We start from the raw sequence: 23,545 nt of genomic DNA, 5'->3' as shown, positions 1-23,545 counted from the left end.
GCTAGGCCTCCTCAGACACAGGTTGCTCAGCGTTAACGGCGACGTCTTCCCCTTTCGGCACTAACATCATGGCGACGCCGATAGCCGTAACCCCACCAACTAACTTGCCGACGATCATCGGGAAAATCATGCTAGGCATATTCGCCGCGGCAAAACCGAGGTGGTCGCCCAGCGCAAAGGCGGCGGATACCGCAAACGCACAGTTGATCACTTTGCCGCGCGCATCCATTTGTTTCATCATGCCAAACATCGGGATGTTGTTAGCCAGCGTGGCGACCATGCCACCCGCGGCCATATTGTTAATCCGCAGAACACCCCCCACGCGCATTAACGGTTTTTCAAACCAACGGGTTAGCAGCAATACCATCGGGTAGGCGCCGAGCAGAACACAGGAGATGGAGCCGATCACTTCAATCGCGCGCATCACCTGACCGGGCTTATCGCCTTCGCTCATGAAGATAGGATCTAGCCCAGGAATGATCGTCCAGCCAACGGCAAACTCAGCCACCGCAGCGGCCAACCCCACGGTGATAATCGCCACCAAGATTTTGGCGAAAATCTGAAAACCGTTGATCATTTTTTCGGGGATCAGCTTCAGCCCCAGCGCGACCAGCGCGGCCACGATAAGTACGGGGATCATGTTCATCAGGATCAGGCTAAGCGTAAATACCACCGGCTGACCGTTCACTTCCACGCCGGAATACATCGCTACCAAGCCGCCCGCAATACAGCCAATCGGGATGGTGACAATGCCTGCTAATACACCTAACGCCAAATAACGACGATCTGATTTTTCAATAATCCCCAACGCTACGGGAATAGAGAACACGATGGTTGGCCCCATCATGGAACCGAGAATCAAGCCAGAGTAAAGCCATGCAGCGATGTCTCCGCCCGCCAGCTCTTTGGCAAGGAAGAAACCGCCCATATCACAGGCCAACAAGGTGCCTGCAAACATGGAGGGATTCGCCCCCAGCATTTCATAAATAGGGATAATGATCGGTCCCAGCAAATACGCCAACACCGGCGCCAGCGCGGTCATCCCCACCATCGCTAAGCCCAAGGCCCCCATCGCCATAAAGCCTTCTTCGAATTGACCACCCGAGCCAGAAATACTCTTTCCTACCGAGCCAAGGCCGATTTTGCCTAAAATCTGTTCCGAGCCGCCAAACTGGGTAAATATGCGATCCACTGCCGCAATCAGCATGAAGATCATCATGATGTACATGATAATTTCGTTAATGCCCATAGCCTGTTCTCCTTCAAAGCCTGTTTAAGTCAGCTCACGAGCCCCGATACAGCGCCAAAATTTGAGCCTCAGTGACGGTGCGTGGATTACTTTGAATGCACACGTCTTGTAATGCTGCACGGGCGAATTCGGCATAGTCAGATTCCTGCCCGCCATAGCTCGCCAGATTGCCGCCCAATCCCACATCGTCAATCAACTGCGCGATTGCACGAATGGTGCCTGCCGCGTCGCAGGTTTCCCGCGTCAGGGCATGACCAATTTCGGCAAACGTTCTTTTGCATACCAAGCGGTTAAAATCCATCACCTGCGGCAGCATGATGGCGTTCGCCACGCCGTGCGCAATGCCATACGCCGCGCCAATCTGATGCGCGCAGGCATGGCATAGGCCTAAACCGGCGTTAGAAAACGCCATTCCCGCCATGTAAGACGCCATCATCAGCGACTCACGCGCAGCCAGATCTTGCCCCTGCCCAACCGCCTGCGGTAATGCCTGACCAATTAGCGTAATCGCACGATGTGCCAACGCACGGGTCAGCCCTGTTACATTGGTAGCAACATAGGCCTCGATGGCGTGAGTCAGCGCATCAATACCGGTGGCGGCCGTCACGTGCGACGGCACGCCCAGCGTTAAACAGGCATCAATAATGGCCATATCAGGAATGAGCAGCGCGTGAACCAAAACCTGCTTACGGTGCTGGGGCATGGCGATAATGACCGAAACGTTGGTCGCCTCTGAGCCCGTTCCGGCGGTGGTCGGAATGGCAATCAGCGGCAAGCGACGTTTAAGGCGCAAAGACGGAGTCAGCTCAGCAAAATTCAGCGAGGGATTGGCCGCCTGTAGCGCAGCGGCCTTCGCCGCATCCAGCACCGAGCCGCCGCCCAAAGCAATCACGCCGTCGCACTGCACCTGTAATAGTTGTGCCACCGCGGCGCTAACATCGGTATCAATAGGCTCACCCGGCGGACAGGCCCAAATTTCATAGGCCACGCCGCTTTGCTCCAGACTTCGCAGCAAAACCTGCGTCATTCCAGCCTGATGCAAACCGCCGTCAACCATCAGAAAGACACGCTCAATGCCGCGATCCACCAGAGACTGACCGCAACGGCTAACCGCCCCCGGCCCCATCAGGGTGGAAGGAGGCACTGCAAACTCACGCACCTGACGCGCATTCATCATGTCCAAGGCCTGATAAAGTGCGGTCTGGACTAAATCGTCCGGTGACGTTTCACATAATGATGCGTTATGCATGGCACCCTTCCTCTTCGCTGATCCCGCAGGCGGCAATCGCCAGCGGCGTCATAAAGATCGACTGCGGTGGCAGATGGATTTGATGTTGCGGAAAGCGCTGTTCAAATAGCGCCTTAACCCCTGGCTGCATACAAGAACCGCCAGCGAGCCAGAGCTCATCCACGCGGTGACCTTGCAGATGCAGCTCAACGATATCCGCCATTTTTTCGTAAACCGGACGCACCGCGGGCCAGATCTCAGCGCCGCGCTCGCGCTTTATTTGCTCGGCCTCTTCTAACGAAATTCGTTGATTTCCCGCAAGCGTAAGAGAAATGTGGTGGCCGCCGGTGGCCTCATCGCCGGAGTAAACCACCTTACCCTGCGCCACCACGGCAATACCGGTGGTTCCACCACCGATATCCACCACCGCCGCGCGGGTTAGGCCCATCATGTCCGCCACGGCGGTGGGTTCATCTAACACCTTGGTGACGCTGAGCCCTGCGGCTTCCAGCACATTGATGGAAATACGCGGATCGGTGCCCGGAGGAAATGAGGTCGCAGCATATTCAAAACGCCGACCAAACTGCGCCTCTAAGGTGTTTAAGTGCTGGCGCACGATATTGACGGCGCCAAAAAAGTCCCACACCACGCCATCTCTCACCACATCCGCCCAGTCCAAACACACCGCGACGGGAACAACGTCTGCATCAACCACCATCGACACCACGTCGCAGGTACCCAAATCAATTCCTAGCCAAAGTGGCTGGCTGGTTTCAATTGGCGCGGCGGATCCTTGCTGCAATTCGGCGGCACGTAACAAACGCGGGTGAAGCCATTCCTGTGCGGTTCGAGTCATTGACGCCTCCGTTATACGATGCGGAATGTATCCACCAGCACGCAGCGGCGCAGACGGACAAAGGTTCTGGCGGAAGTCACACCCTCACCGGTTGGCGTGGTAATGGTCATTGACGTCCAGCCTTCACCGCCAAGCCCCAGCCCCGCGATGCACGGCCCGTTTTTGACAAAAATGCTGGTATCAATGGCATTGGCCATCTGGTTGAGATTTTCAATGTGGCGAGAATGCATCGCCGCCGTGTGATGGCAGTCGCCTTCCAATTTCACCGCCAGCGCAATCGCCTGTTCGACGTTGCCCACGCGGATCACCGGCAGTACCGGCATCATCATTTCTGTCACGGCAAAAGGATGTGAAGACGACGTTTCGGCCAGCAGCAGGCGCGTTTTAGCATCCACTTCTAACCCAATCGCCGCGGCAATTTTGGCGGCGTCACGGCCCACCCAGTCACGACAAACCGTTCCTTTGCCATGCTCATCGATATTTTTCAGCAGCAGAGGCATTAGCTGTTCCACCTGCGCCGAGCTCAGTAACACCGCATGTTGCAGCTTCATCTCAGCCAGCAGCTGGTCGGCCACGCTGTCGACGACGATCAGCACTTTTTCATCGGCGCAGATGATGTTGTTATCGAAAGAAGCGCCGTGCACGATAGCGCGTGCCGCGCGAGGAATATCGGCCGTTTCGTCGACGACTACCGGTGGATTACCCGCGCCTGCGGCGATCAAACGCTTGTTAGTATGCTTACGCGCCGACTCCACCACGGCTTCGCCGCCGGTCACGACTAACAAACCGATACCTGGGTATTTAAATAGGCGCTGTGCGGTATCAATGTCTGGGTTGGCGACGGTCACCATCAGGTTGGCTGGCCCACCTGCGGCCACCACCGCTTCATTTAATAGCGAGATGGTTTTCTGGGAGACTTTTTTTGCCGCCGGATGCGGCGCAAAAACCACGCTGTTCCCCGCAGAGATCATGCTGATGGCGTTGTTGATCACCGTTGCAGCCGGATTAGTGGACGGTGTGACGGATGCCACTACGCCCCACGGCGCATTTTCAATCAGCGTTAAGCCGTTATCTCCGGTCAGCACCTGCGGCGCTAAACATTCCACGCCCGGCGTGCCGCGAGCCTGAGCCACATTTTTAGCGAATTTATCTTCAACGCGTCCCATGCCCGTTTCAGCCACGGCCATTTCAGCCAATACCTGAGCATGTTTTTCCGCCGCGTGGCGAATAGCATCCACCGCGATCTTGCGCATACTCACGGTTTTGAGACCCGCAACGGCCGTTTTGGCAGCCGAAACGGCGTCGTCCAGCGAGGCGAAAACGCCTGCGCCGTACACGTGCGTATCGGGTGTTTTAGGTGCCGAAGCCGTTACCGCTGGAGCTGACGCTATGCCAGCGAGTACCGCCTTCACCACTTGTTCGATTTCTTTCTGATCCATGTTCACTGTTCGCCCCGAATTGATAGCTGCTTGAATTTAAGCGGCTCACTGTGGGAAATTACTTATGGAAAATCACCTGACTCTCCATCACGGCTTCATCTACGATGCCAATGACGCTGAGATCGACCGGTGACGCCTCGCTGTGCTGTGCGCGGCGGGCGGAACTTCCTCCCACCACCAGCACCCATTCACCGTTGCCTGCACCTATGCTGTCGGTGGCGACGCTGCATTCCCCGCTTGGTTCACCCTGTCGGTTGATGGTCTCAACCAGCAACAGCTTGTCGTGCTCAAGCCCGGGATGCCGCACGGTACATACGATCTGTCCTATCACGACGGCCAATTTCACGTTTAACTCCTTGCTCTGTTAAAAACGTTTTGGGTAAATGCAGGGTAAAAGCGTCCCACACCGCCCGCAGGCAGCAAAAAATGATGTGTTGCTAAAATAGCGTGACGTCAGATGACGACGTCACGCGAACATCGATTAATCCAGCGGGTTGTCGCCAGACATTTTGATAGGGAAAATTTCTTCCAGATCGCCATGCGGACGTGGAATAACGTGCACAGAAACCAGCTCGCCGATACGCTGCGCCGCTGCCGCGCCTGCATCGGTGGCCGCTTTACACGCCGCCACATCACCGCGAACCATCGCGGTAACCAAACCGCCGCCAATTTGCTTCACGCCCACCAATTTAACGCGAGCGGCCTTGACCATGGCATCCGATGCTTCGATCAGTGCGACCAGACCCTTGGTTTCAATCAATCCTAATGCTTCCATGATATATACCTCTCAATGAGATCCCGTTGGGACCGGTTTTATAACCACGTTTTCACTTGATGCAGCAACGCGGGCTACATCAACTCATTTGCAGATGCCGCCATTTCTGGCTGGCGCTGCGTTACAGATTTATTCGCTGTGACTGGCGCGATTGGCGACGTGCACTGCGTTTGTGCCACCAGCACCAGCTCAATAATTTCACGCGCGCTACATCCGCGAGACAAATCATGCATAGGCGCATTAAGCCCTTGAATCAACGGCCCTAAAGCGCGATACCCGCCCAAACGCTGAGCAATTTTGTAGCCGATATTTCCCGCCTCAAGCGAAGGAAATACCATCACATTGGCACGTCCTTCTAATACGCTATCCGGCGCTTTTTGCCGCGCAACATCAGGCACAAAAGCTGCATCAAACTGAATTTCACCATCCACGGTTAAAGCAGGTACGCGCTGACGAACCAGCTCCGCCGCCTGCTGCACTGAGGCCACCGCCGGATGCTTGGCGCTGCCGCGGGTCGAAAATGACAGCATCGCCACGCGAGGCTCTTCGCCCGTAATCGCGTGATAGGTCGCCGCGCTGCTGATAGCAATATCCGCCAGCTGTGCCGACGTGGGCTGAGGAACCACGCTGCAATCGGCAAATCCCAGCGTTTCCCCCTGCGGTGACAGCATTAAAAAGAGCGATGACAGCGTTTGGGTTCCCGCCCGAAGTCCGATAACCCGCAGCCCCGCACGTAATACCGCAGCCGTGGATGAGAGATTACCGGCAATGCATAAATCGGCTTTATCACCGGTCACCATCGCGGCGGCAAACCACAGCGGCTGACGCATTTTCTCTGCGCAGTCGGCGGGCGTTTTCTCACCCAAACGCTGAGTTAGGCGCTGGCAAAACTCATGGTGCCAATCATCGGCGCTTTGCGGATCAATCACCGTTAGGCCGTCCAGCGTTAAACGGTGACTGAGCGCGAAATGACGTAGGGCAAAGGGATTCGCCAGCAAAATGGGCTGAGCCAAACCGTGGTGCAATAAATAGTGCGCAGCCTCAAGCACGCGCTTATCCAGCGCATCGGGGAACACCACCCGCCGTGGATGGTTCTGCGCTAGGCGGCGGCAGCGATCAATTAACATGAGCCCCTCCGCGTGCGATCGATTGTTTAAGCTGCTCAGCGCTCGGCCATTCACCTTGCTGCCTGTTTTGCCGTACGCACAGGATCATCAGCACATACACCGCACTGGATAAGCGATTAAGCGCCTGCAGCAAATCGGCTTTCTGCACATGATAATCAGCACCGATAAACACCTTAGCCGCCGTGATTTCCGTTTCACGCACCGAGGCGCGCAGCAAATTCAGCAGCGCAACGTCGCGCCCTTGATTTACGTCGGGAACGATATGATCGTGCCCGAGGAATTTAAGCGGCTGATGCGATAAGCGATGGATCTCATCTGCCGTTAGCCCTGCAATCTCCTGAGCCGCCAAGGGAATGTCCAAGGCATCGGCGCGCATAATGTTACCCAGCAGCGAGCGAATATCAGCCAGCCAGTGGGCTGCCGAATCCATCGCGCTCAGTTCACTTTGCAACCAGACGGCGGTGGCGATACTGGCATCCAAGCGAGCGCGAAAGGCTAAGCGTGGATCGTTTTTAGCAACCATGACCTGTGCATTAAGGTGTGTCAGCGTATCGGGCTTATCCACTACGGCCTGATGACACAGCTCGCAGCTTGCCGCCGCAGCACGATCTTGGCTGGTCAGCCCATGCACCGGCTGCAGCTCAGGCTGCGCTTTATCTTCATCTAGCGACGCAGCGACAAATAATCGCCCTTGCTCATCCTGAAATTTCACCAACAGACGACGCCCTTCTATCAGCTCACGCGCCGATGGCGTCATGCGGCTATCTGACGGCAAACGAATTTCACTTCCCTCACTCAGGGTATGATTGGCTCGTAACCAGTCTTCAGTGATAAAAGTTGTCATAATTGTCCCCCTGCTTAGGGCCTATCCCAGTAGGCTCTTAGCATTCCTGCCAATTAGCGGGCCATGCGACGTAAAGAAAACGCACATGGCTGGTAGTACCAAATTCGATGCTCGAACCGCGCGGGATAAACATCACATCGCCCGCTTTACCCACCAGCGTTTCGCCTTGGTGACGGACGTGCAGTTCGCCTTCCAAAATCATGTCAACTTCGTCGTAATTCAGCGTCCAAGGGAAAAAACCGTTTTCCCACTGCATGAACCCCGCCGCCATACTGCTGCCGTCTTGGGCCGTGATCAGATCGGTCAGTCCCACCTGATGCTCTTTCGCCCCGTCAAAACGGCCAAAAGTCACCGAAGAACCATCCACCACTTTGACCCCGCCTTTACCTGTCACAGAACGAAAGCTCGGCTGGGCGCTATTTGATGCAGCCGCTGGCTGCTTCTGCGCACGCTGCTCTTGCTGTACCTTTTCGATAAGCTGCGCGAGCAATGTTTCCGTCACGCTGCCTTCCGGCAGTTGGGCTAAGATGTGTTCACGAATACGCTGGCGTTCAGCGGCTGAGCTGCCCGCTTGCGACACAGTGACTGGCACATCCGTGGCGGTGCTTGCCGCAGATGTGAGCGCTGTAGGTGCCGCGGTTAATTGCTCGATAATTTCAACCCCGAGCTGCTCGGCAACCACCCGCGCCTCTGGCGTGACGATGTAGTCGGCTAAAACGATATTGATGCTCTTTTGGCCTTGAACCTGTGCGGTGCGAATGTCATTCGCCGTGATCAGTTTTTTCATCACTTAACCCTTTTGTCCTGACCGTATTGTGCGGTCAAAAATGCCTTAAACTCGTCTAGGCTGTCGCTCGAGTGGCTGTTCACCACGAACATCGGAGGCTTGAATCCGGCCTCTGCCAGCATCTGTTTTACGCCTGCCACATCTGCATCGGGCAAATCAGCTTTGCTGATCACGGCAACGCGCTGTAAGCGCGGATAAATATCCAGTAACCCTGCCGGAATGCGGCATTCAGGATCGTTGGCGGCGTGAACATAAATCAGCAATTCGCACTCAACTAACGTATTGATTAACGCGTGATAGAGACGTGGGTGACTAAAATATTCACCAGGGGTATCAATATCGCCCTCGTTATTAAACTCAATGGCCTGCGTTTTTCTGGCCAGCGCGTAATCACCCTGTAGCGCATTAAATAAAGTGGTTTTCCCGGCGCCGACCGCGCCCACAAAAATAGCGCGCGTCATCGTTAGCTCCGTGTCAACGAACACACGGCGTAGTTGAGCAAATTGCCCAGCCCGGTGACCGTTTGTTGTAGTGACTCTTCCACCGCACCGACCGAGCCATAAACCACTAACGCACCGGTAAAGCGGTCGAGAAAACCGATTTGCACGTTCGCCGCTTTGGTTGCTAAGTCGCCGGCAATCATTGCGGTTTCACCCGGCGTTAGCGTCATAATGCCAATCGCTTCGGCTCCGGGGACGCCTATCTTTTTGGCTAAATCCTCACCGGGATGCGCAATGATATGAGCCAGAGTCACCTGTTTACCGGGAACAAACTCTTGAATAATCCGTTCCTTTTCCATTGTGTCCCTTGTTTTTTTAAGCCCGATCCCCGCTGCAGCTACAACGGCTATGTTCAGCCCCATAAAGTGATGGGTATCATTTTATGGGGGTTAACCTAACGGCAGCGCCCACTCATCTGAAGTCATCCTCGCAGCAATAATAAAAAGGGAATAACAAAAATCGGCACACAAACAGAAAGGTTGAAGTGGGTCACAACCGGAGGGTTTTGAGCCAGAGGTTTGAACCAGAGTTAAATATTTCCTCACCGTCACACGTAAAACTCGCGCTGGCGCACCGCTCGCTTTCTCTTCTGGCGTATAGTGATTCGCATGCGGCCTATGCTCGGCATCGGCTCCCTGTAAACGCGTTTTTCACGCCGCAATGACTGGCATGACAATTCGAAAATTAAGAGGCGATAAATGACAATTTCTCTGTTTACGCACTGCCCCACTCGGTTGCTAAAGCGCATACCTCTGGCACTGATCGCCGCCAGCATCCTAACCACGACGAGCTACGCCAGCGAAACCGTGCCTTCCGGCTATCAGCTTGAGAAAGTGGTTATCCTCAGCCGACATGGCGTTCGCGCCCCGACTAAAATGACGCAAACCATGCGTGACGTTACGCCTGATGCTTGGCCTGAATGGCCGGTCAAACTGGGGTATATCACGCCAAGAGGCGAGCATTTGGTGAGCCTGATGGGCGGGTTTTATCGACAGACATTTCAGCAGTTAGGGATCCTGTCTAAAGATCGCTGTCCGACCGCGAATGATGTCTATGTTTGGGCCGACGTCGATCAGCGCACGCGTAAAACAGGCGAGGCGTTTTTGGCGGGGCTCGCACCTGAATGCCATCTGAGTATTCATCATCAGCAAGACATCAAGCAGGCCGATCCGCTATTTCATCCGGTGAAAGCGGGCGTCTGCAGCATGGAGAAAACACAGGTACAGCAGGCCGTCGAACAACAGGCCGGTATGCCCATAGCTCAGCTAAACCAGCACTATCGCCCTGCACTGGCGCTGATGAGCCGCGTGCTGAATTTTCCAAAGTCAGCGTACTGCCAGCAACATAGCGCAGACCAAACCTGCGACTTCGCACAGGTCATGCCAAGCAAGCTCTCAATCAAAGACGATGGTAATAAAGTGGCACTCGACGGGGCCGTAGGTTTATCGTCAACGCTGGCCGAAATTTTCCTGCTTGAACATGCGCAGGGCATGCCGAATGCCGCGTGGGGAAAAATCCACTCCGAGCAAGACTGGAACGCTTTGCTGGCGCTGCATAACGCGCAATTTGATTTGATGTCACGCACGCCATATATCGCCAAACATAACGGCACACCGCTATTACAAACCATCGTTAGTGCAATCAACTCACAAACGGGCACGCGAGAATTGCCCGAGTTATCAGCGGATAACAAGATCCTGTTTCTGGCAGGGCATGACACCAACATTGCCAATATTGCAGGCATGCTCGGCCTGTCGTGGACACTCGCCGGCCAGCCGGATAACACGCCTCCCGGCGGCGCTTTAGTTTTTGAACGTTGGTCAGATAAAGCGGGTAAAAAATACGTGAGCGTACAGATGATGTATCAAACGCTGGCACAGCTGCGTAATCAAACCCCACTCACGCTGGATGAACCTGCGGGCAGCATGGCGCTAAAAATACCGGGGTGTGACGATCAAACCGCGCTGGGATATTGCCCGCTAGATACCTTCACCCGTCTGGCGAAACAAAATGAATTGGCGGAGTGTCAATAGTTTAGTTTTACTCTGACTTTCAGCAACGAGATATGTGGGGCGGACCAGGCTATCGCTCGCATAAACCACCCCACATAATTTACAGGAAAGACTAATGCGCCTTTTAATCCTGCTTTTTAGCTTTTTTATCTCAGGCTGTGTGCATCAAAGCGCTGAAAAGCGTACTGAGGATTTTTATCAAAAATACCTTCGTGCTTATGCCGAAAACACATCGGAGATAAAGGATGATTCATCAGTTTCTCACGACTACATTGCCGCCGATACCGCACGGCGACTCACGGAAATTCATGCAATTCGCGAGCAGGAGATAACGGGATCTGACTATTTCACCTACACGCAGGATTATGCGCCAGAATGGATACCGCTATTAAAAGTTGGCCATGCTAGAGATTTTATGGGAGGGAAAGTGGTTGATGTCTGGCTCGGAATAGAGGATACGAAACATATTAAAATTGAGGTTTATCTCCGGTTAGAAGATGGAAAATGGAAAATTTATCGTGTCCGTAATATTTCAGGCAATACGGAGCAATACATTTTCGACGACCGAGCAATCGCTTCAGCAAAAGCCTATGCCGCAACAATACCCACAGAGTGACACTCTATGCAACAAACCTCCGCCCCCTATTTGGGGACGGGAGTCCTATATCATTATCTGCGCACTAAGGAATAAAACACACTTTGGAGTGATTGCTTATTTGCAGCGTCACTTTGCACAGCGTGATTAATTCTACGTTGCTTCTGATATTAAACTTTCGCATCACGCGGCGCTTATGTGCACTCACCGTTTTCACACTCAAACCCAAAATATTCGCAATGCGTGCAATGGTAAACCCGTGAGAAATATAGCTAATGATCTTTATCTCTTGCAGCGAAAGCTCTACCGACTTGCAATCACGGCACCCTTTCCGACAGCCGGTTCTTCCATCAACTTTTATTTTTGCACGCATCCATGCAAACAGAATTCGATTCATCAGCCGTTTTATCGGCTCTGTTCGATGAATAAAAATCGTATTATCAAAGCAATTCGGCATTAATGATGAGTTTAACGTCTGCATATCCCCTTCATAAATTCCGACCAATAAGCTCCCCTGCTTACGTTCAATCAGCTCTGGGTGACATAATGTCTCTGCCCCTGCGGGATAGGCGCGAATAATAATATCAGCCCGCGTTAATTTTTTCTCTGAGCCTAATAGATGTATTTTTTGATCGGTATGAAGTTCTATAATCTCATGTAATAAACCTAGCAGCCCAAATTTATAATATTCATTCCTATCATCAAAAAAGATGTTTATCACTCAAGAAGCCCCGATAAAATAAAAGCGACATCCACATTCAATCAACTCCCCTATCGCATGAGTCTCATCGCTTTTACTATTCAATAATAAATATCTGATGACCGCTATCAGGGCATTTAAGCATCATTAAATGCCCTGATAGGACTATACGGATGGCGTTACAATAACTTCATACGTTCCGCTGTAGGTGCCGAGTGGATACGTTTCACTGCGTTTAGCCGAGGTAAACTGCACTTTTACGCCCTGAGACGGATCGGGAATATCCTGAACAGTCGGATAAACAACCTGATTATTCAGTGGATATGATGCTGAAACCTCACCGCCATTCACGCGGATCCATGCGGGGTTAATTTGCATGGTATCGCCGTTATCCCCTACCAGCAGATTCCCTGCTGGCGTATTCAATGAAAGAGAGACTGCGCTGGCATTTCCCACAAAGTTAAATGCCGGCGTAACGCCGTACATATAGCCATTTTTATCGTTGAGCTTCAGGCGAATCGAGCCATTGGTGACATCGTTTCCCGCCACATAGACCCGCACGCTGGTGCTAATTTCAGCCTGCACATCGATGCTGGTTCTCACCGAGATCGCAGCCTGTGAACTGCTTACCGTCGTCAATGACATTGCCGCGAGGCTCAGCGCTAAATAATATTTCATGTCGCTTTTCCTTTTAACTATTTGGCGTAATAACAGCCGTCAACGTATCAATCAGCCGTGTTCCCGCGGCCAATCCACGGGTCGATTTACCGCTCAGTGCAAATTGGATATCCACCCAATCCACCGTTGCCGTGCCGCTGGGTATGGTTCCTCGATATTGAAAACCGGGCGCTATCTCTTTTCCGTCAATGCTTATTCGATACGGGATCGACATCGCGCCTTTCGACGCTCGCAGCTGATAGTGATTATCACGCTGCTGCGTAGACTCGAACGTTAGGATGTAAGGCAGTGCCTCATCGCCGGACTGCGATGTTTTAGCTATCTTCAAGCGCGCGTTAGCCGTGGCGTCGTTGAGTTCGCCCACTAAACCCATCGACAGTGCCGGCTTATCAAATGAGGCTTGAATGGTGACTGCTTCAGTGTGTAATGCGGTAAGATCCAGATAGATAGGGTAATTTTCGCCACCGCTATCACCCTCAACGTTAAAGCTGATGTTACCTACCTGCACGCGTGGAAACGCGCCAAACTCGCTGAATGAGCGCTCCCCTTTAACGCTGCGGTTTACCGCCCGCACCCCCACCCGAGTTTCGTTCGGCTGAGCTGAAAATTGCACCAGATCGCCACATACCACGGGGCGTTCCTGCATAAAAAGCTGCAGCGGAAAACGCAGGGTTCCGAGCACCAGATCGCCCCCCTCACAGCGTCCTCCGCCCGCAGGAGAAACCAGTAAAGTCAGCGATTTATGCGCGGGCTGACGCACTGTGAGCGTATCCGATCCACTCGCATCGCCGATCCCCTCATGCAGCATACGAATCGCGCCATTCGGCTGGGGCTGAATCACCCAAGCGCCCGCCATCACGCTGCTTGCCTGTAGCAGCAACGCGGCAAATAACACCGGAGATTTCATGAATTACTCCTTAAGCTGGCACTTTTCATAGGTATAAAGTTTGCCATCCATGTTAAATGCCAAGTTGTTATGCACCGCCAGCGTGCGCGAATGCTCTGGATAAACATTGAATATGGCTTTGTCCTTACGCCCATCGATCACTAAATCACGCATTTCACTGCGCACGTTGCCCGTTGCCGTCAACGTCCACTCATTACTGCTACAGGTCACCGCCAGCCCCTGAGTCCGCTTGCCTTCGGGCAAATAACGCAGCAAAACGTCATAGCCGATAGCAAAACGCACCTTACCTTTATCCATCTCTTGCTCTGGATAACTTGGCCGAATACGCAGGCGATATACGGTTTCGCGCTCAACCGGCTTCAGCGGCATAATTCTCACTTTGCGTTCTTCGCCAAAGGGAATAATCAGTTTGGTGGGTGAAAAAACTAGCGTCGGATCTTGAGCCCCGAGCTCTTTCACCTTATTTTCCTTGGTGTCGCCTGGATTAGTAATATGGAATAGCTCCAGCGTGACAAATTCATAGCTTTTATTTTCTGACTTATTAACGTCTACGCTATCCACCGCGCGATACATTGATTTAACGGTAATAAAATTATCACGCGGCGTTTCTTGCTTAATTTCTTTCACGATAGGAAAAACTTCAATGGCCTGCGAGAATCCCGCAGTCATCAGCAAAGCCATACCCACTGGCAGAATTGCCAATTTACTCAGTTTCACAATTAACCTCACGTATTTGCATAATGCCTTGAGTCATTTTGACGTTCGAACTATTTAATGGGCATACATAGCCTTGCCCTTCTTTATTCACCTTCAACTTATCTAACTGGCTATCGGTATCTAACGTGAAGTCACCCACAAATAAGCCTTCAGCATCGGTCATGGCGTTGCCACCCACCACGCGCGCATTGGCTAATGGCACACCGTCGAGATATAAGCGCCCGGTGACCGTCTGATTTTTCGTGGCGTTCACTTTGACGTGATAGACCTGCCCCGGCATGGCCCAGGTTGAAGATGATTGGGTAGAAAGGTTATAAAATGCGTTGGTATCGGTGGTGTAAACCTGCTCAGCCTTCGGTGAAATCTTTTGGTATGGCTGAATAGTCAGCGTGGTTTTTTTGCCACCTTCAACCACCACCGGTTCATTACTGCGGTTACGCACTTCAAAATATTGGTCTTCAGGCAGCGAGCTCGCATCCACAATCAGCGCCGCGGTATTGTCGACCTTACCGTATCCGAACTCACCGTCACCAATAGCAAACCCGCTACGTTGGGAAAGGTATTGTTGGCTATAGCTGTTATTACCAAATGATTTGGAGACGCCGACTGAGGTATAGCCATAATCGTTGTCCATAACGATGCCTGCACCGCTATTATTTTCGCTGTTTGGTCCGTGATTAACGCTGGCATTAACCGTGTATTTCCCACCGCGATCGAACTCTGGATTATCTAAATTAAGTGAATAGTCGGCGCTGTAGATATTTTGTTTGCTGCCCTCATCGCTCATCCGCGAACGTAAATAAAGCGATTGATAGTGGTTATAGCTGCGTTCACGCATGCCGAGAGTAAACTGAGCAAAAATTTTATCTTCCGTGGTGCTGTTATGAGAGTAACGGTTAACCAGCTCATTAATACCCCGGTGATAACCCAGATCGACGCGTAAATTAAGATAATCCGATAGCGTAAAGTCGCGATTTAAATTTACATCCCAGCTTTCAAATTCGGTTTTATTTTGTCGTCCGTAGTCTTGATACAGGGTATTTAAGCCGAAGTTAACGCCTAGGCCGATATTCCAAGGTAAAAACGTATTGGCACCGAACTGCAGATATTCAAAATCATAGGCGGGAACCAAACCATAGCGGTGATAATCCTGCTCATCGCCTTTAAATCGGTTATCGCGGTAGCTCATGTTCATACTCAGGGCATACAGATTTTTCATCAACCCAACCTGATAGCCGGTGCTGCCATCTGCGCCCATAACGCCATCGGCGTAAAGACGTTCGGCAAACCAGCTATTAATGGGCAAATCTAGGCTGGCATTGGCATAACCATCTTCGTTATCAAGGAGAAATCCACTGCCCAAAGACATCACGGAATTAGTGGTATATCCCAGAGATACGCCGGCAAAGTGGCTCGGACTGCCGTTTTGATTGGGGTCATTGTCATCTTTGTCACAATGGCGGCAGGCGTAGCGGTTCGACGAAAACTGCCCCTGATGATCGTCATAGCGCCCGAGCTGAACCACATACTCCAAATCACCGGAGCGAAACGACCCATTACGTTTAAGAAAAGGCTGTAGCTTCTCTTCGCGGCTGCCGTTCACCAGCTTAGACACCAGCAAAACGTCGTAACCGCCAGACGGCCACCCTTCAGTCTTTAAATGCTGCAAACCGGCGGGAAACTGCTGCAGATCGATTAAACGCCCGTTGCGATAGACCTCAACCGTACCGGCCTGCGGCAAATAGACGGTCACCGGCGAGGCGGCACCGTCGCCGGGGTTAAGATAGTTATCCGTCATATACCCCAGCGATATACCATCAAAACTGACAGGATTAAAAAAACTGTAGGTGACGGACGGCGTACTGGACACCAGATTGTCGCTTAACCGCTGACGCCCCGCTTTAAAACGGGTATTTTCATGCTCGAGATACAGCGCCAATTCATCCAAATTAAAATCAATCTCTTTGGAATAACTCCATGCGCCTTTCACATAGCTATTACCGGTGAGGTTTAAGGTATCGTTGGAAGATAGACTTAGGCTGTCGCCATAGGTATCAGACAGGTAATTCAGATTATGACTATGCACAAAACCGGCAAGACTGCGGTGTGGAATATAGGTTTTGTCATAGCCCTTATCGCCCGCTTTAAACAACGATGCGGGGAATATCAGATGCACTGACGCATCCGATTCATTGACCGTGGCGACAATTTCATCCTGTGAAAAACCTTGCTTATTCACCCGACGTAACGGAACAGAAAGCTTTTTGAGCAGTTCAGCGGCGGACACGCTGAGTGCGGGCATATCCACGGCGGTTATTTGATCGACAATCACCTGCGGCGACATCAACAAAACATCGTTTTGGTCGAACTCTACGCCAATAGAACCAATGGATGAGTCTGCATAAATAATATCAAGCACGCCGCTTTGTTTGGCATTAAAAATGTCTTCAAAGCCGGCAGGAAGCGGAATAGAAGACGCCATCAGCGGAGTAAATGCACAGCCAAAACCGACACCAAGAATAACAATGCTGGCAGTTATTTTATTATTCATTATTCTCTGTCTCTATCTATAAAATAGGCATTACAATTAATGTAAAGGTGTTTGCGTATTTACCCTTGGTATAATTTCCGGCTAACAGTTCAGAAATAAATTTGACCTTTACGCCGTTCGCCGTGGTGGCCTGACTAATATTATTTAAAACAGGCACGCGTAGATTTTTAGTAGCGTCGGTTTCTATCCCTTGGTGAATAAAGCTACCATCAAGATTAATGTGAGTATTGCCTCCAAACACCTGAGGGAGAACAAACTGCTTTTCTAAAAAGACAATTTCAGCATTATTCACATTCCCCACTAGGTGAAAAAAGCTCGACGTTTTTTCAAACTTTTGCGAGATGCCGTTAATAGGCAGTGGAAAGTCAAATTCTTTACCACTGAGCGGCTTATCTTCATAATATAAGGCGATTCTTGCTATCGACTCAGCGGTGACATCCAAATCAACCTGCGAATTGGGTACAGAAAACGCTGCCTGACTCCATAACAAAAGCACGGCAATAATTCCGGCGGCACAGTTATTTTTAATCATGTTTTAAACAGGGCCAGCATAATGCTGGCCCTGGCCTGATTTAATGAAGAGGATTAAGGCTTGGCATTGACGTTAGCGTATACAACGCCGGTGTAATGACCTTGGCCTAATGAATCATAGGTTTTATCTGAGACAAATTTAAACATCACTGGCAGTTCGCCGTGAGTACCGTTTGCATTCAGAGTAAAATCTTTGGAATCACCCGATGCAGCGAACTCCTGGCTCCCGGCAGAAGTAATGCTGCTGATTTTATAGGTCATATCGTTGAGCGTGCCGCCCTGAGTGCTATACAGGGTAAACGCATCACCGGTAACAGATTGGCTATCATCCATGGTCAGCGCGACTTCCAGCTTAGTCACATCGTTGTTCCAGAGTTTCAACGCCGTGGTTTGTGCTTCCATGTAGCCTGATGCCGCTGGCGTCAGCTCTACGTCCATATCAGTAATAGGACGACCACCTGGATCGGTAATCGTTGCACTATCAGGAACGTTGGCGCTAACGTTGAACTTGGTATCATAGCTGGCAGGCGTAGAAGCCATTGCAGAAGCAGACATCACGAGACCGGCCAATACAGACAACATAGTTTTGGTTTTCATTTAAAAATTAAATCCTTGTTATATAAAATGCCTCTTTACAGATAGAGCAATACCTCGCAGGAAAATAACTCACCTTCCAGCAATAATATTTATCCGTTCTATTCTGTTTCATTGCGTAATAGACAGATGACAATACTTAAAAAAAGGCATTACGCGTCATTAAATAAACGATCAACTTCAAATTTAACGTTGCGATGTAATACTCCTTATTACACATTTACATTTACCTTTTAGTTCGTATCGGCGTCGTTATATTACGAAAGCAAGCTTACGGAATGGATTAGTTTTATTCTTGAAAAAAACCTCACTTTTCCTCACAAAGCTTCAGCAGTAATTAAAGCGATAAAAGTAAGACAGATGAATTAAGATGAAATTTAATTATCTTTAAGAATATTATGCCCAACCTCTTCAAATACGGCGCGTCGTAAGTCGTCTTCTAACTCGCTAATAGTTTGAGGGAGATAGAAATTTTTATCACCTACGCAGCTTTTCCAATCAACGGTAGGTGAATAGGCGATCCCGATAAATGAAATTTTCCCTACCGATTCGTCCGTACTTAGCACCTGCCGGATCTTATCGCACATGCCTGCTTTAATCAGATTTGGCGTGATATAAACATTGCTAGGATCATCGGTACCATCAGAGACAATCACCATCACTTTTCTCGAAGCTGTCCCTGAGGCTAAATAAGGGACCCCGAGCAACACGCCAGAGCTCACCAAGGTGCCGCCGGAGGCTGTCATATTATTAATCTGATTAATTTCGCTAGGATTACTGGTCAGGGGAACTTTCCACGAAGAACTTTGCTGTAGACATGTGCTGGCGTTCACGGCTGAAAGCGGAATTTGGATATCATGAACCGGGCTAGGGATCGCCGCCACGCTGCCCGCTATATTCACATAGGGCTCCAGCGCTTTGTAATTACCGTTGGAAAGTATATTCGAAGGCACCGGACTGTTACTGACAAATGGAAAATCACAGTTCGCCCCTTCTTTTCCTCCCCAGCCGAAGGGAACGAACCCCACTTTATTGTCAATGTTGTAGGAAAACAGTTCATCCGACAGCTTTAATACAATACGTTTTAATTCGGTCAGCTTATTGCTGCCGCCAAACCCGTCATTCATCGAACCGGAAAAGTCGGTCACAAAAATTACGTCCATGTTTGAACGAAATTTACGCGCAGCGCCGTTGTCACCGATAACGACCCGATCGTCAAAGCTAGGAAAAAAAGTAGAAGAAAACCAAGAATCCTGCAAAGTCTGCCCGCTGACGCGATATTCCACGTAGGAGAGATTTTGATTATTCGGTGAAACACCGCTTTTCACAATGACGGTAGGTTTAAACACGTCAACGTCATGGCGCATATAGGCACGAAAATAGTCACTCGATAGATCATAATTTCGCTGTGCGCCGTCGCCGTTATCTTCTGCGGTTAACGCCAGAGCGGCTTGCTCCATCGCGTCGGAAAGACGCGCACGCTCGGTAATATAGCGCGATCCTTCCAGCCCAAAAGCCGCCATGCTAAGTAAAAAACCAGACATCATGACAAAACTAATCGCAAATGCCCCACTACGATCCTGTTTAAAACGTCGGATACTGGCTAACAATGGTTGGTACACAAACATAGTTGCTCCTTAGTATTTAAGGTTCCACGACTGCTGACTTTCTTCCCCGTTTGGCAAATTAAAAACGGCAACGGTCCCGGACGATATTGCGCAACAGCACGCCCAGTTCGGTCATGGATATATTTAATCTCACCGATAAACTCGGGCCCGTCAGGGTTTATATCGAAAACATTAATACTGATTTTAGCTCTCAGCGTTGGGCTGTAAAAAAGCATTTGGTTTATTTCACCAATTAACGCCTGCTGATTTACCTTGGATGAATCAATAAAAATGACCGCCTGATTTTTTGCCGCATTAACCGGAAGAAACAACAGCAGCAGGCTAAATAAAAGTCCGTATCGCATCATCTATCGCAGCATCACGATGGCGAATGAAGACATCATGGGCGTTTCTTCCGTCGACGTTAAACGCATAAACCAGCTAAACGTCGGCAAACAAACGGTCACCTGATACAACGGCACCCATCGCCCATAACTACCACGCGGCGTAAGTTGCTGAAGTTGGTTGAGCGGCTGCGGTGGTAAACATTGCCCCGCACTGCCGTTGTCCCACGACTTATACAGTTTGATCTGCTTTCTATCATCACCAAGACGAATGGGGTCTTCAAAATGCATCTCCTCAACGTGCAGACTCATTTGAGAAAGATCGATAGTGCTATTCATATCGGTGAGTATTTTTTTCGCCAAATCAGCGGCTGCGTCAACATCCTGCTGGTTCAGCGTTTCTCTGGCGTCATACAGTTGGATCCTTTCACGCAAAATACCGGCAACCGAATAGGACACGCGGTCTAATTTCCCGACCGTTGCCTGACGAACCACCAGATCGGTGAGAAAGAAAATAAAAAATATTAGCGCAATAGAGATAAGAACAAATTCGACGGAAACCGCAGCGCGTTTATCAGTCCATAAATTTGGAACGTTCATATTCTTGAACAAAGATCACCTCCCTATTTAATAAGTTATTAACCCAAAATCCGGGGAATGGGAAAAACATTGGCGTATATTTATATTCCAACTGATAGCGAGCCAATGGCTTATAGCGAGAATTTCCTGTATTGCCACCGGTATTAATCATGTCGGTAATTGAGTCAGCATAGGTAATATCCATCGTAACGGCATCAGGACGTGTCAGAAATCCCCATATCGCACCACCTTGTTGTGTGATGCGTGCCTGAAAGCGACTGTCATAGCCCCCGTTATCGGAGGCGGAAGCATTTTTCGATTCCTTGGCGGCTTCGGAAACGGCTAAATCAATCACTGAGGATATATAGGCCATCCTGGCAATCTCAGCGACAAACAGGACCAAGGCGATAAATAATATAACCGTTAAAGAAAACTCAATGGAGGCGACGCCTTTATTATCTCTGACAAAATGTCTACATCGTTTCATTATCCTAACCCTTTTTCTGCGGGATTAATCATGGCCAACGCATCGATTAATTCATCGCCTTTCTCTGATAAACTCTCATTTTGAATAATGTCTCGGGCGTAACGACGATCGCCAACCTTAACCAAAGATAAAACCAGATTATGCAGCAGTTGAGATTGCTTACGCCCGCGTAAATACTGTGGCAGCAGTAAACTCACCGCATCCTGATAACGGTGATCCAGTATGGCCACCATCGCCATATTGTTAATAGCAACATCGTCCGCAATGAATAAGCTGCGTGATTTCTCAATAGCGGCTAAGCCTTCCGTTAGCTTGCCTGACTGTGCCAGCGCGATCCCTTTGAGATTATAGGCTTCGGCGCTCTGAGGTTCGCGCTGCAACATTTTTTCAGTGACGCGAATGGCCTGAGGATAATCGCCTAAGGCGATCATATTCTGCGCCTGCAAGGTATAAACATTCAGGTCCGGCGTTTTAAACAGCGGCTGCATAAAATAGATCGACGATTTGTAATCTCCTGACTGGTAGTAATAACGTGCGAGCTTCAGACGTGCAGCCGGATCTTCTTTTTTCTTCAGCCAGCTACGATAAAGATTAATTAAACCATTATAGTTTTTTGCCTTAAGTAGAATATCCTCTTGATAATTCATATCACTGGTAGAAGTTGGTGCTCGTTGCACACATCCGCTTAATAAGACGACACACAAAAGTCCCATCGTGATTTTTTTAGAAATGTGCATTTTGCATAATCCTTAGAATACCTGGTGCGGCAATTAAAATAGTAATCGGGAACATAATAAAAAGAATAAGGGGTACGCTCATCTTGGCCGATAGCTTGCCAATTTTTTCTTCTGAGCTCAGCAGCTGCATATCGCGAATATCTTTCGATAGCTCCATCAAATTTTCATACAGCGACGTTCCGTAATGAACACTCTGCTGTAGCGTGGCACAAAACATACGCATTTCAGTCATATCCATTGAGCGATAAAGATCCATGAGTCCCTCTTCTAAACCGCTCACTTCGGCGCGCCTGACTAAATGCGACATCAAATCGGCCAAATTTTTATCCAGATCATCAGAGCGTTCGGCAATAAACTTTACCGAGCTTTCTACCGTCATCCCCGCTTGAACACATACGGCGATCAAATCGACGAAATAGGGAAGCGCATCCATCATTAACTTGATTCGTGTATTAATCGCCGGATTCAACATCATGGCCGGTAGCACCAAAATAATCATGAATACAAACAACATGATCATGGCTAAGGCTTTCATGCTGATAGAGAAAACACCGATAACCGTTAGAACCAGCAATACGCCACCAATAGCGCCACAAATGCGCGCTTTGAGCGGTAGGCTTTTCTCTAATTCATTGAGAAATGTCAGCCAAGCACTATTGCTAATAATCAACGCACGATAGTCGATGGTAGAAAACTGATTCTGTTGTTTGCCCTCTTTTCTCGGCTCAATAATTTCTCGCTGTTTCTTCCAATGCTGCTGTTGGCGTATAGCCACCAGCACCAGAAAAATACCGAGCAGCAGCATCGTTAAATAAAGCATCGTCATTAGAGCGCCCTTCTTAACAGAATCCAGATAATGATCATGCCAATCGCCTCACTGGCAATGACGTAATAAAGGATCAGGCGACCAACGGGATCGTGAACCACAAAATCAAAGTTTTGCGGGCTGAAATATTTCATGCCGCAGAAAAACAGCAGTGGAATAGATGCCACAATTTTGGCCGACGTTCTGGCCTCTGAGGTCATAGCAGACTTACGCCGCGCCATATTTTTGCTGTTATTCACAATTCGCGATAATCGGCCAATTAAGGTGCGCAGCTGCCCACCGTGTTGCAAACTCACCAGCATCACCACCACAAAGAAATAAAACTCTCGATAGCGATAGTTTTGCCACGCGTCATTAAAAACGCGCTCGGGTTCTTCTCCAAGATTCAAACGACGATCGATGCGATGAAACGTCGCGCCTAAGTCGCCATCAATGCCTTCGCCACAGCGATGCAATGCCTGATGGATGCTGTTCCCCGCGGATACCGCCGCATTGACCACCGATAGCACTTCTGGGAAACGATCTTCGAAATAGCGCCGATGCAGGCTGCGTCCAATTCTCAGCTGGGCAATAAACATCACGATCAACGTCACGGGTAGAAAAAATGAAACGTCAAACTGTAGCCAATTGGCATTCAGAAACAGCAAGACCAGCAGCAGCCCACAGGCAATGATTCCGCCCTTCATACCTTTTAGGCTGTAATCTCCCAGCGCATAGAGTTTCCACTCTTGCCACGTATTTTTGATATAGCTAAATACAAGGGACTGTCTGGGATTAAACGTGCTTTTAGCAGCAATCTTGGTCAGCTTTCGCCAGTTATAAAAGTTAAGACCAAAAACCACCAAACCAATAAATAGAATCAGAAACGACATTTC

General features: G+C 50.0%; 26 protein-coding genes and 1 pseudogene. 2 read left to right on the top strand and 25 right to left on the bottom strand.

From position 1 onward, the window contains the following. Window position 1: 1 nt before the first annotated feature. From eutH to eutS, 11 genes and pseudogenes are all read right to left on the bottom strand, one after another. The gene (gene eutH, locus AB3Y96_RS09685; RefSeq protein ID WP_367299074.1) at window positions 2-1,249 is read right to left on the bottom strand and encodes an ethanolamine utilization protein EutH; all 1,248 of its coding nucleotides are present in this window, start codon (window positions 1,247-1,249) and stop codon (window positions 2-4) included. Window positions 1,250-1,283: 34 nt separating this feature from the next. Further along, the gene (locus tag AB3Y96_RS09680; protein ID WP_367299073.1) at window positions 1,284-2,498 is read right to left on the bottom strand and encodes an iron-containing alcohol dehydrogenase; all 1,215 of its coding nucleotides are present in this window, start codon (window positions 2,496-2,498) and stop codon (window positions 1,284-1,286) included. Next, window positions 2,491-3,333 (bottom strand): ethanolamine utilization protein EutJ, encoded by an 843-nt coding sequence (eutJ, locus tag AB3Y96_RS09675; protein ID WP_367299072.1) that lies wholly within the window; start codon window positions 3,331-3,333, stop codon window positions 2,491-2,493. Before eutJ ends, AB3Y96_RS09680 begins: the two co-directional genes overlap by 8 nt. 11 nt (window positions 3,334-3,344) lie before the next feature. After that, window positions 3,345-4,772 carry an aldehyde dehydrogenase family protein gene (locus AB3Y96_RS09670; protein ID WP_367299071.1) on the bottom strand — a complete coding sequence of 476 codons (1,428 nt, stop codon included), beginning with the start codon at window positions 4,770-4,772 and terminating at the stop codon, window positions 3,345-3,347. Between the two features lie 58 nt (window positions 4,773-4,830). After that, on the bottom strand, window positions 4,831-5,118 hold the full coding sequence (eutN, locus tag AB3Y96_RS09665; RefSeq protein ID WP_025801770.1) for an ethanolamine utilization microcompartment protein EutN: 288 nt from the start codon (window positions 5,116-5,118) through the stop codon (window positions 4,831-4,833). A gap of 135 nt (window positions 5,119-5,253) precedes the next feature. Continuing rightward, window positions 5,254-5,547: an ethanolamine utilization microcompartment protein EutM gene (eutM, locus tag AB3Y96_RS09660; RefSeq protein ID WP_005189879.1), complete on the bottom strand. Its 294-nt coding sequence runs from the start codon at window positions 5,545-5,547 to the stop codon at window positions 5,254-5,256. A 74-nt stretch (window positions 5,548-5,621) separates the two neighbouring features. Next, on the bottom strand, window positions 5,622-6,674 hold the full coding sequence (gene pta / locus AB3Y96_RS09655) for a phosphate acetyltransferase (RefSeq protein ID WP_367299070.1): 1,053 nt from the start codon (window positions 6,672-6,674) through the stop codon (window positions 5,622-5,624). Continuing rightward, complete coding sequence (gene eutT / locus AB3Y96_RS09650; RefSeq protein WP_072307459.1) at window positions 6,664-7,518, bottom strand: ethanolamine utilization cob(I)yrinic acid a,c-diamide adenosyltransferase EutT; 855 nt, start codon at window positions 7,516-7,518, stop codon at window positions 6,664-6,666. The genes pta and eutT overlap by 11 nt, the downstream gene beginning before the upstream one ends. A gap of 37 nt (window positions 7,519-7,555) precedes the next feature. After that, window positions 7,556-8,305 carry an ethanolamine utilization acetate kinase EutQ gene (eutQ, locus tag AB3Y96_RS09645; RefSeq protein ID WP_367299069.1) on the bottom strand — a complete coding sequence of 250 codons (750 nt, stop codon included), beginning with the start codon at window positions 8,303-8,305 and terminating at the stop codon, window positions 7,556-7,558. Continuing rightward, window positions 8,280-8,766: pseudogene (gene eutP, locus AB3Y96_RS09640) on the bottom strand (EutP/PduV family microcompartment system protein). Before eutP ends, eutQ begins: the two are co-directional and overlap by 26 nt. 2 nt (window positions 8,767-8,768) lie before the next feature. Beyond that, window positions 8,769-9,104: an ethanolamine utilization microcompartment protein EutS gene (gene eutS / locus AB3Y96_RS09635; protein ID WP_025801761.1), complete on the bottom strand. Its 336-nt coding sequence runs from the start codon at window positions 9,102-9,104 to the stop codon at window positions 8,769-8,771. 399 nt (window positions 9,105-9,503) lie between these two features. On the opposite strand from eutS, the gene AB3Y96_RS09630 reads away from it, so the two are divergent. Both AB3Y96_RS09630 and AB3Y96_RS09625 read left to right on the top strand, forming a co-directional pair. After that, a complete protein-coding gene (locus AB3Y96_RS09630) occupies window positions 9,504-10,838 on the top strand; it encodes an AppA family phytase/histidine-type acid phosphatase (RefSeq protein WP_367299068.1) in 1,335 nt (444 codons plus the stop codon). 94 nt (window positions 10,839-10,932) lie between these two features. Beyond that, entirely contained in the window at window positions 10,933-11,433 is a 501-nt protein-coding gene (locus AB3Y96_RS09625; protein WP_072307455.1) for a YbjP/YqhG family protein, read from the top strand. 64 nt (window positions 11,434-11,497) lie between these two features. Here AB3Y96_RS09625 and AB3Y96_RS09620 read toward each other — a convergent pair whose 3' ends face one another. From AB3Y96_RS09620 to AB3Y96_RS09555, 14 genes are all read right to left on the bottom strand, one after another. After that, window positions 11,498-11,893: a helix-turn-helix transcriptional regulator gene (locus AB3Y96_RS09620; protein ID WP_367299067.1), complete on the bottom strand. Its 396-nt coding sequence runs from the start codon at window positions 11,891-11,893 to the stop codon at window positions 11,498-11,500. 384 nt (window positions 11,894-12,277) lie between these two features. Further along, complete coding sequence (locus AB3Y96_RS09615) at window positions 12,278-12,790, bottom strand: hypothetical protein (protein WP_367299066.1); 513 nt, start codon at window positions 12,788-12,790, stop codon at window positions 12,278-12,280. A gap of 13 nt (window positions 12,791-12,803) precedes the next feature. Beyond that, window positions 12,804-13,697: a hypothetical protein gene (locus tag AB3Y96_RS09610; protein ID WP_367299065.1), complete on the bottom strand. Its 894-nt coding sequence runs from the start codon at window positions 13,695-13,697 to the stop codon at window positions 12,804-12,806. A gap of 3 nt (window positions 13,698-13,700) precedes the next feature. Continuing rightward, a complete protein-coding gene (locus AB3Y96_RS09605) occupies window positions 13,701-14,414 on the bottom strand; it encodes a hypothetical protein (RefSeq protein WP_367299064.1) in 714 nt (237 codons plus the stop codon). Further along, window positions 14,401-16,965 carry a TcfC E-set like domain-containing protein gene (locus tag AB3Y96_RS09600; protein ID WP_367299063.1) on the bottom strand — a complete coding sequence of 855 codons (2,565 nt, stop codon included), beginning with the start codon at window positions 16,963-16,965 and terminating at the stop codon, window positions 14,401-14,403. Before AB3Y96_RS09600 ends, AB3Y96_RS09605 begins: the two co-directional genes overlap by 14 nt. Window positions 16,966-16,981: 16 nt before the next feature. Continuing rightward, window positions 16,982-17,497: a hypothetical protein gene (locus AB3Y96_RS09595; RefSeq protein WP_072307449.1), complete on the bottom strand. Its 516-nt coding sequence runs from the start codon at window positions 17,495-17,497 to the stop codon at window positions 16,982-16,984. A gap of 53 nt (window positions 17,498-17,550) precedes the next feature. After that, window positions 17,551-18,093, bottom strand: coding sequence for a hypothetical protein (locus AB3Y96_RS09590; RefSeq protein ID WP_025801741.1), 543 nt, complete (start codon window positions 18,091-18,093; stop codon window positions 17,551-17,553). A 374-nt stretch (window positions 18,094-18,467) separates the two neighbouring features. Continuing rightward, entirely contained in the window at window positions 18,468-19,718 is a 1,251-nt protein-coding gene (locus AB3Y96_RS09585; RefSeq protein ID WP_367299062.1) for a pilus assembly protein TadG-related protein, read from the bottom strand. Continuing rightward, window positions 19,694-20,065 (bottom strand): hypothetical protein, encoded by a 372-nt coding sequence (locus tag AB3Y96_RS09580; RefSeq protein WP_367299061.1) that lies wholly within the window; start codon window positions 20,063-20,065, stop codon window positions 19,694-19,696. Before AB3Y96_RS09580 ends, AB3Y96_RS09585 begins: the two co-directional genes overlap by 25 nt. After that, a complete protein-coding gene (gene tadF / locus AB3Y96_RS09575; protein ID WP_367299060.1) occupies window positions 20,066-20,653 on the bottom strand; it encodes a tight adherence pilus pseudopilin TadF in 588 nt (195 codons plus the stop codon). Further along, window positions 20,616-21,107, bottom strand: a complete 492-nt coding sequence (locus AB3Y96_RS09570; protein ID WP_072307446.1) for a TadE/TadG family type IV pilus assembly protein — start codon at window positions 21,105-21,107, stop codon at window positions 20,616-20,618. Before AB3Y96_RS09570 ends, tadF begins: the two co-directional genes overlap by 38 nt. Continuing rightward, the gene (locus tag AB3Y96_RS09565) at window positions 21,107-21,844 is read right to left on the bottom strand and encodes a lipopolysaccharide assembly protein LapB (protein WP_072307445.1); all 738 of its coding nucleotides are present in this window, start codon (window positions 21,842-21,844) and stop codon (window positions 21,107-21,109) included. The genes AB3Y96_RS09570 and AB3Y96_RS09565 overlap by 1 nt, the downstream gene beginning before the upstream one ends. After that, complete coding sequence (locus tag AB3Y96_RS09560) at window positions 21,831-22,670, bottom strand: type II secretion system F family protein (RefSeq protein ID WP_367299059.1); 840 nt, start codon at window positions 22,668-22,670, stop codon at window positions 21,831-21,833. The genes AB3Y96_RS09565 and AB3Y96_RS09560 overlap by 14 nt, the downstream gene beginning before the upstream one ends. Beyond that, window positions 22,670-23,542 carry a type II secretion system F family protein gene (locus tag AB3Y96_RS09555; RefSeq protein WP_367299058.1) on the bottom strand — a complete coding sequence of 291 codons (873 nt, stop codon included), beginning with the start codon at window positions 23,540-23,542 and terminating at the stop codon, window positions 22,670-22,672. Before AB3Y96_RS09555 ends, AB3Y96_RS09560 begins: the two co-directional genes overlap by 1 nt. Window positions 23,543-23,545: the final 3 nt, after the last annotated feature.

Origin of the sequence: Hafnia alvei (assembly GCF_964063325.1) — a bacterium.
Classification (GTDB): domain Bacteria; phylum Pseudomonadota; class Gammaproteobacteria; order Enterobacterales; family Enterobacteriaceae; genus Hafnia; species Hafnia alvei_B.
The sequence above is the reverse complement of the archived record's forward strand: the minus strand, read 5'-3'. Positions and strand labels throughout refer to the sequence as shown.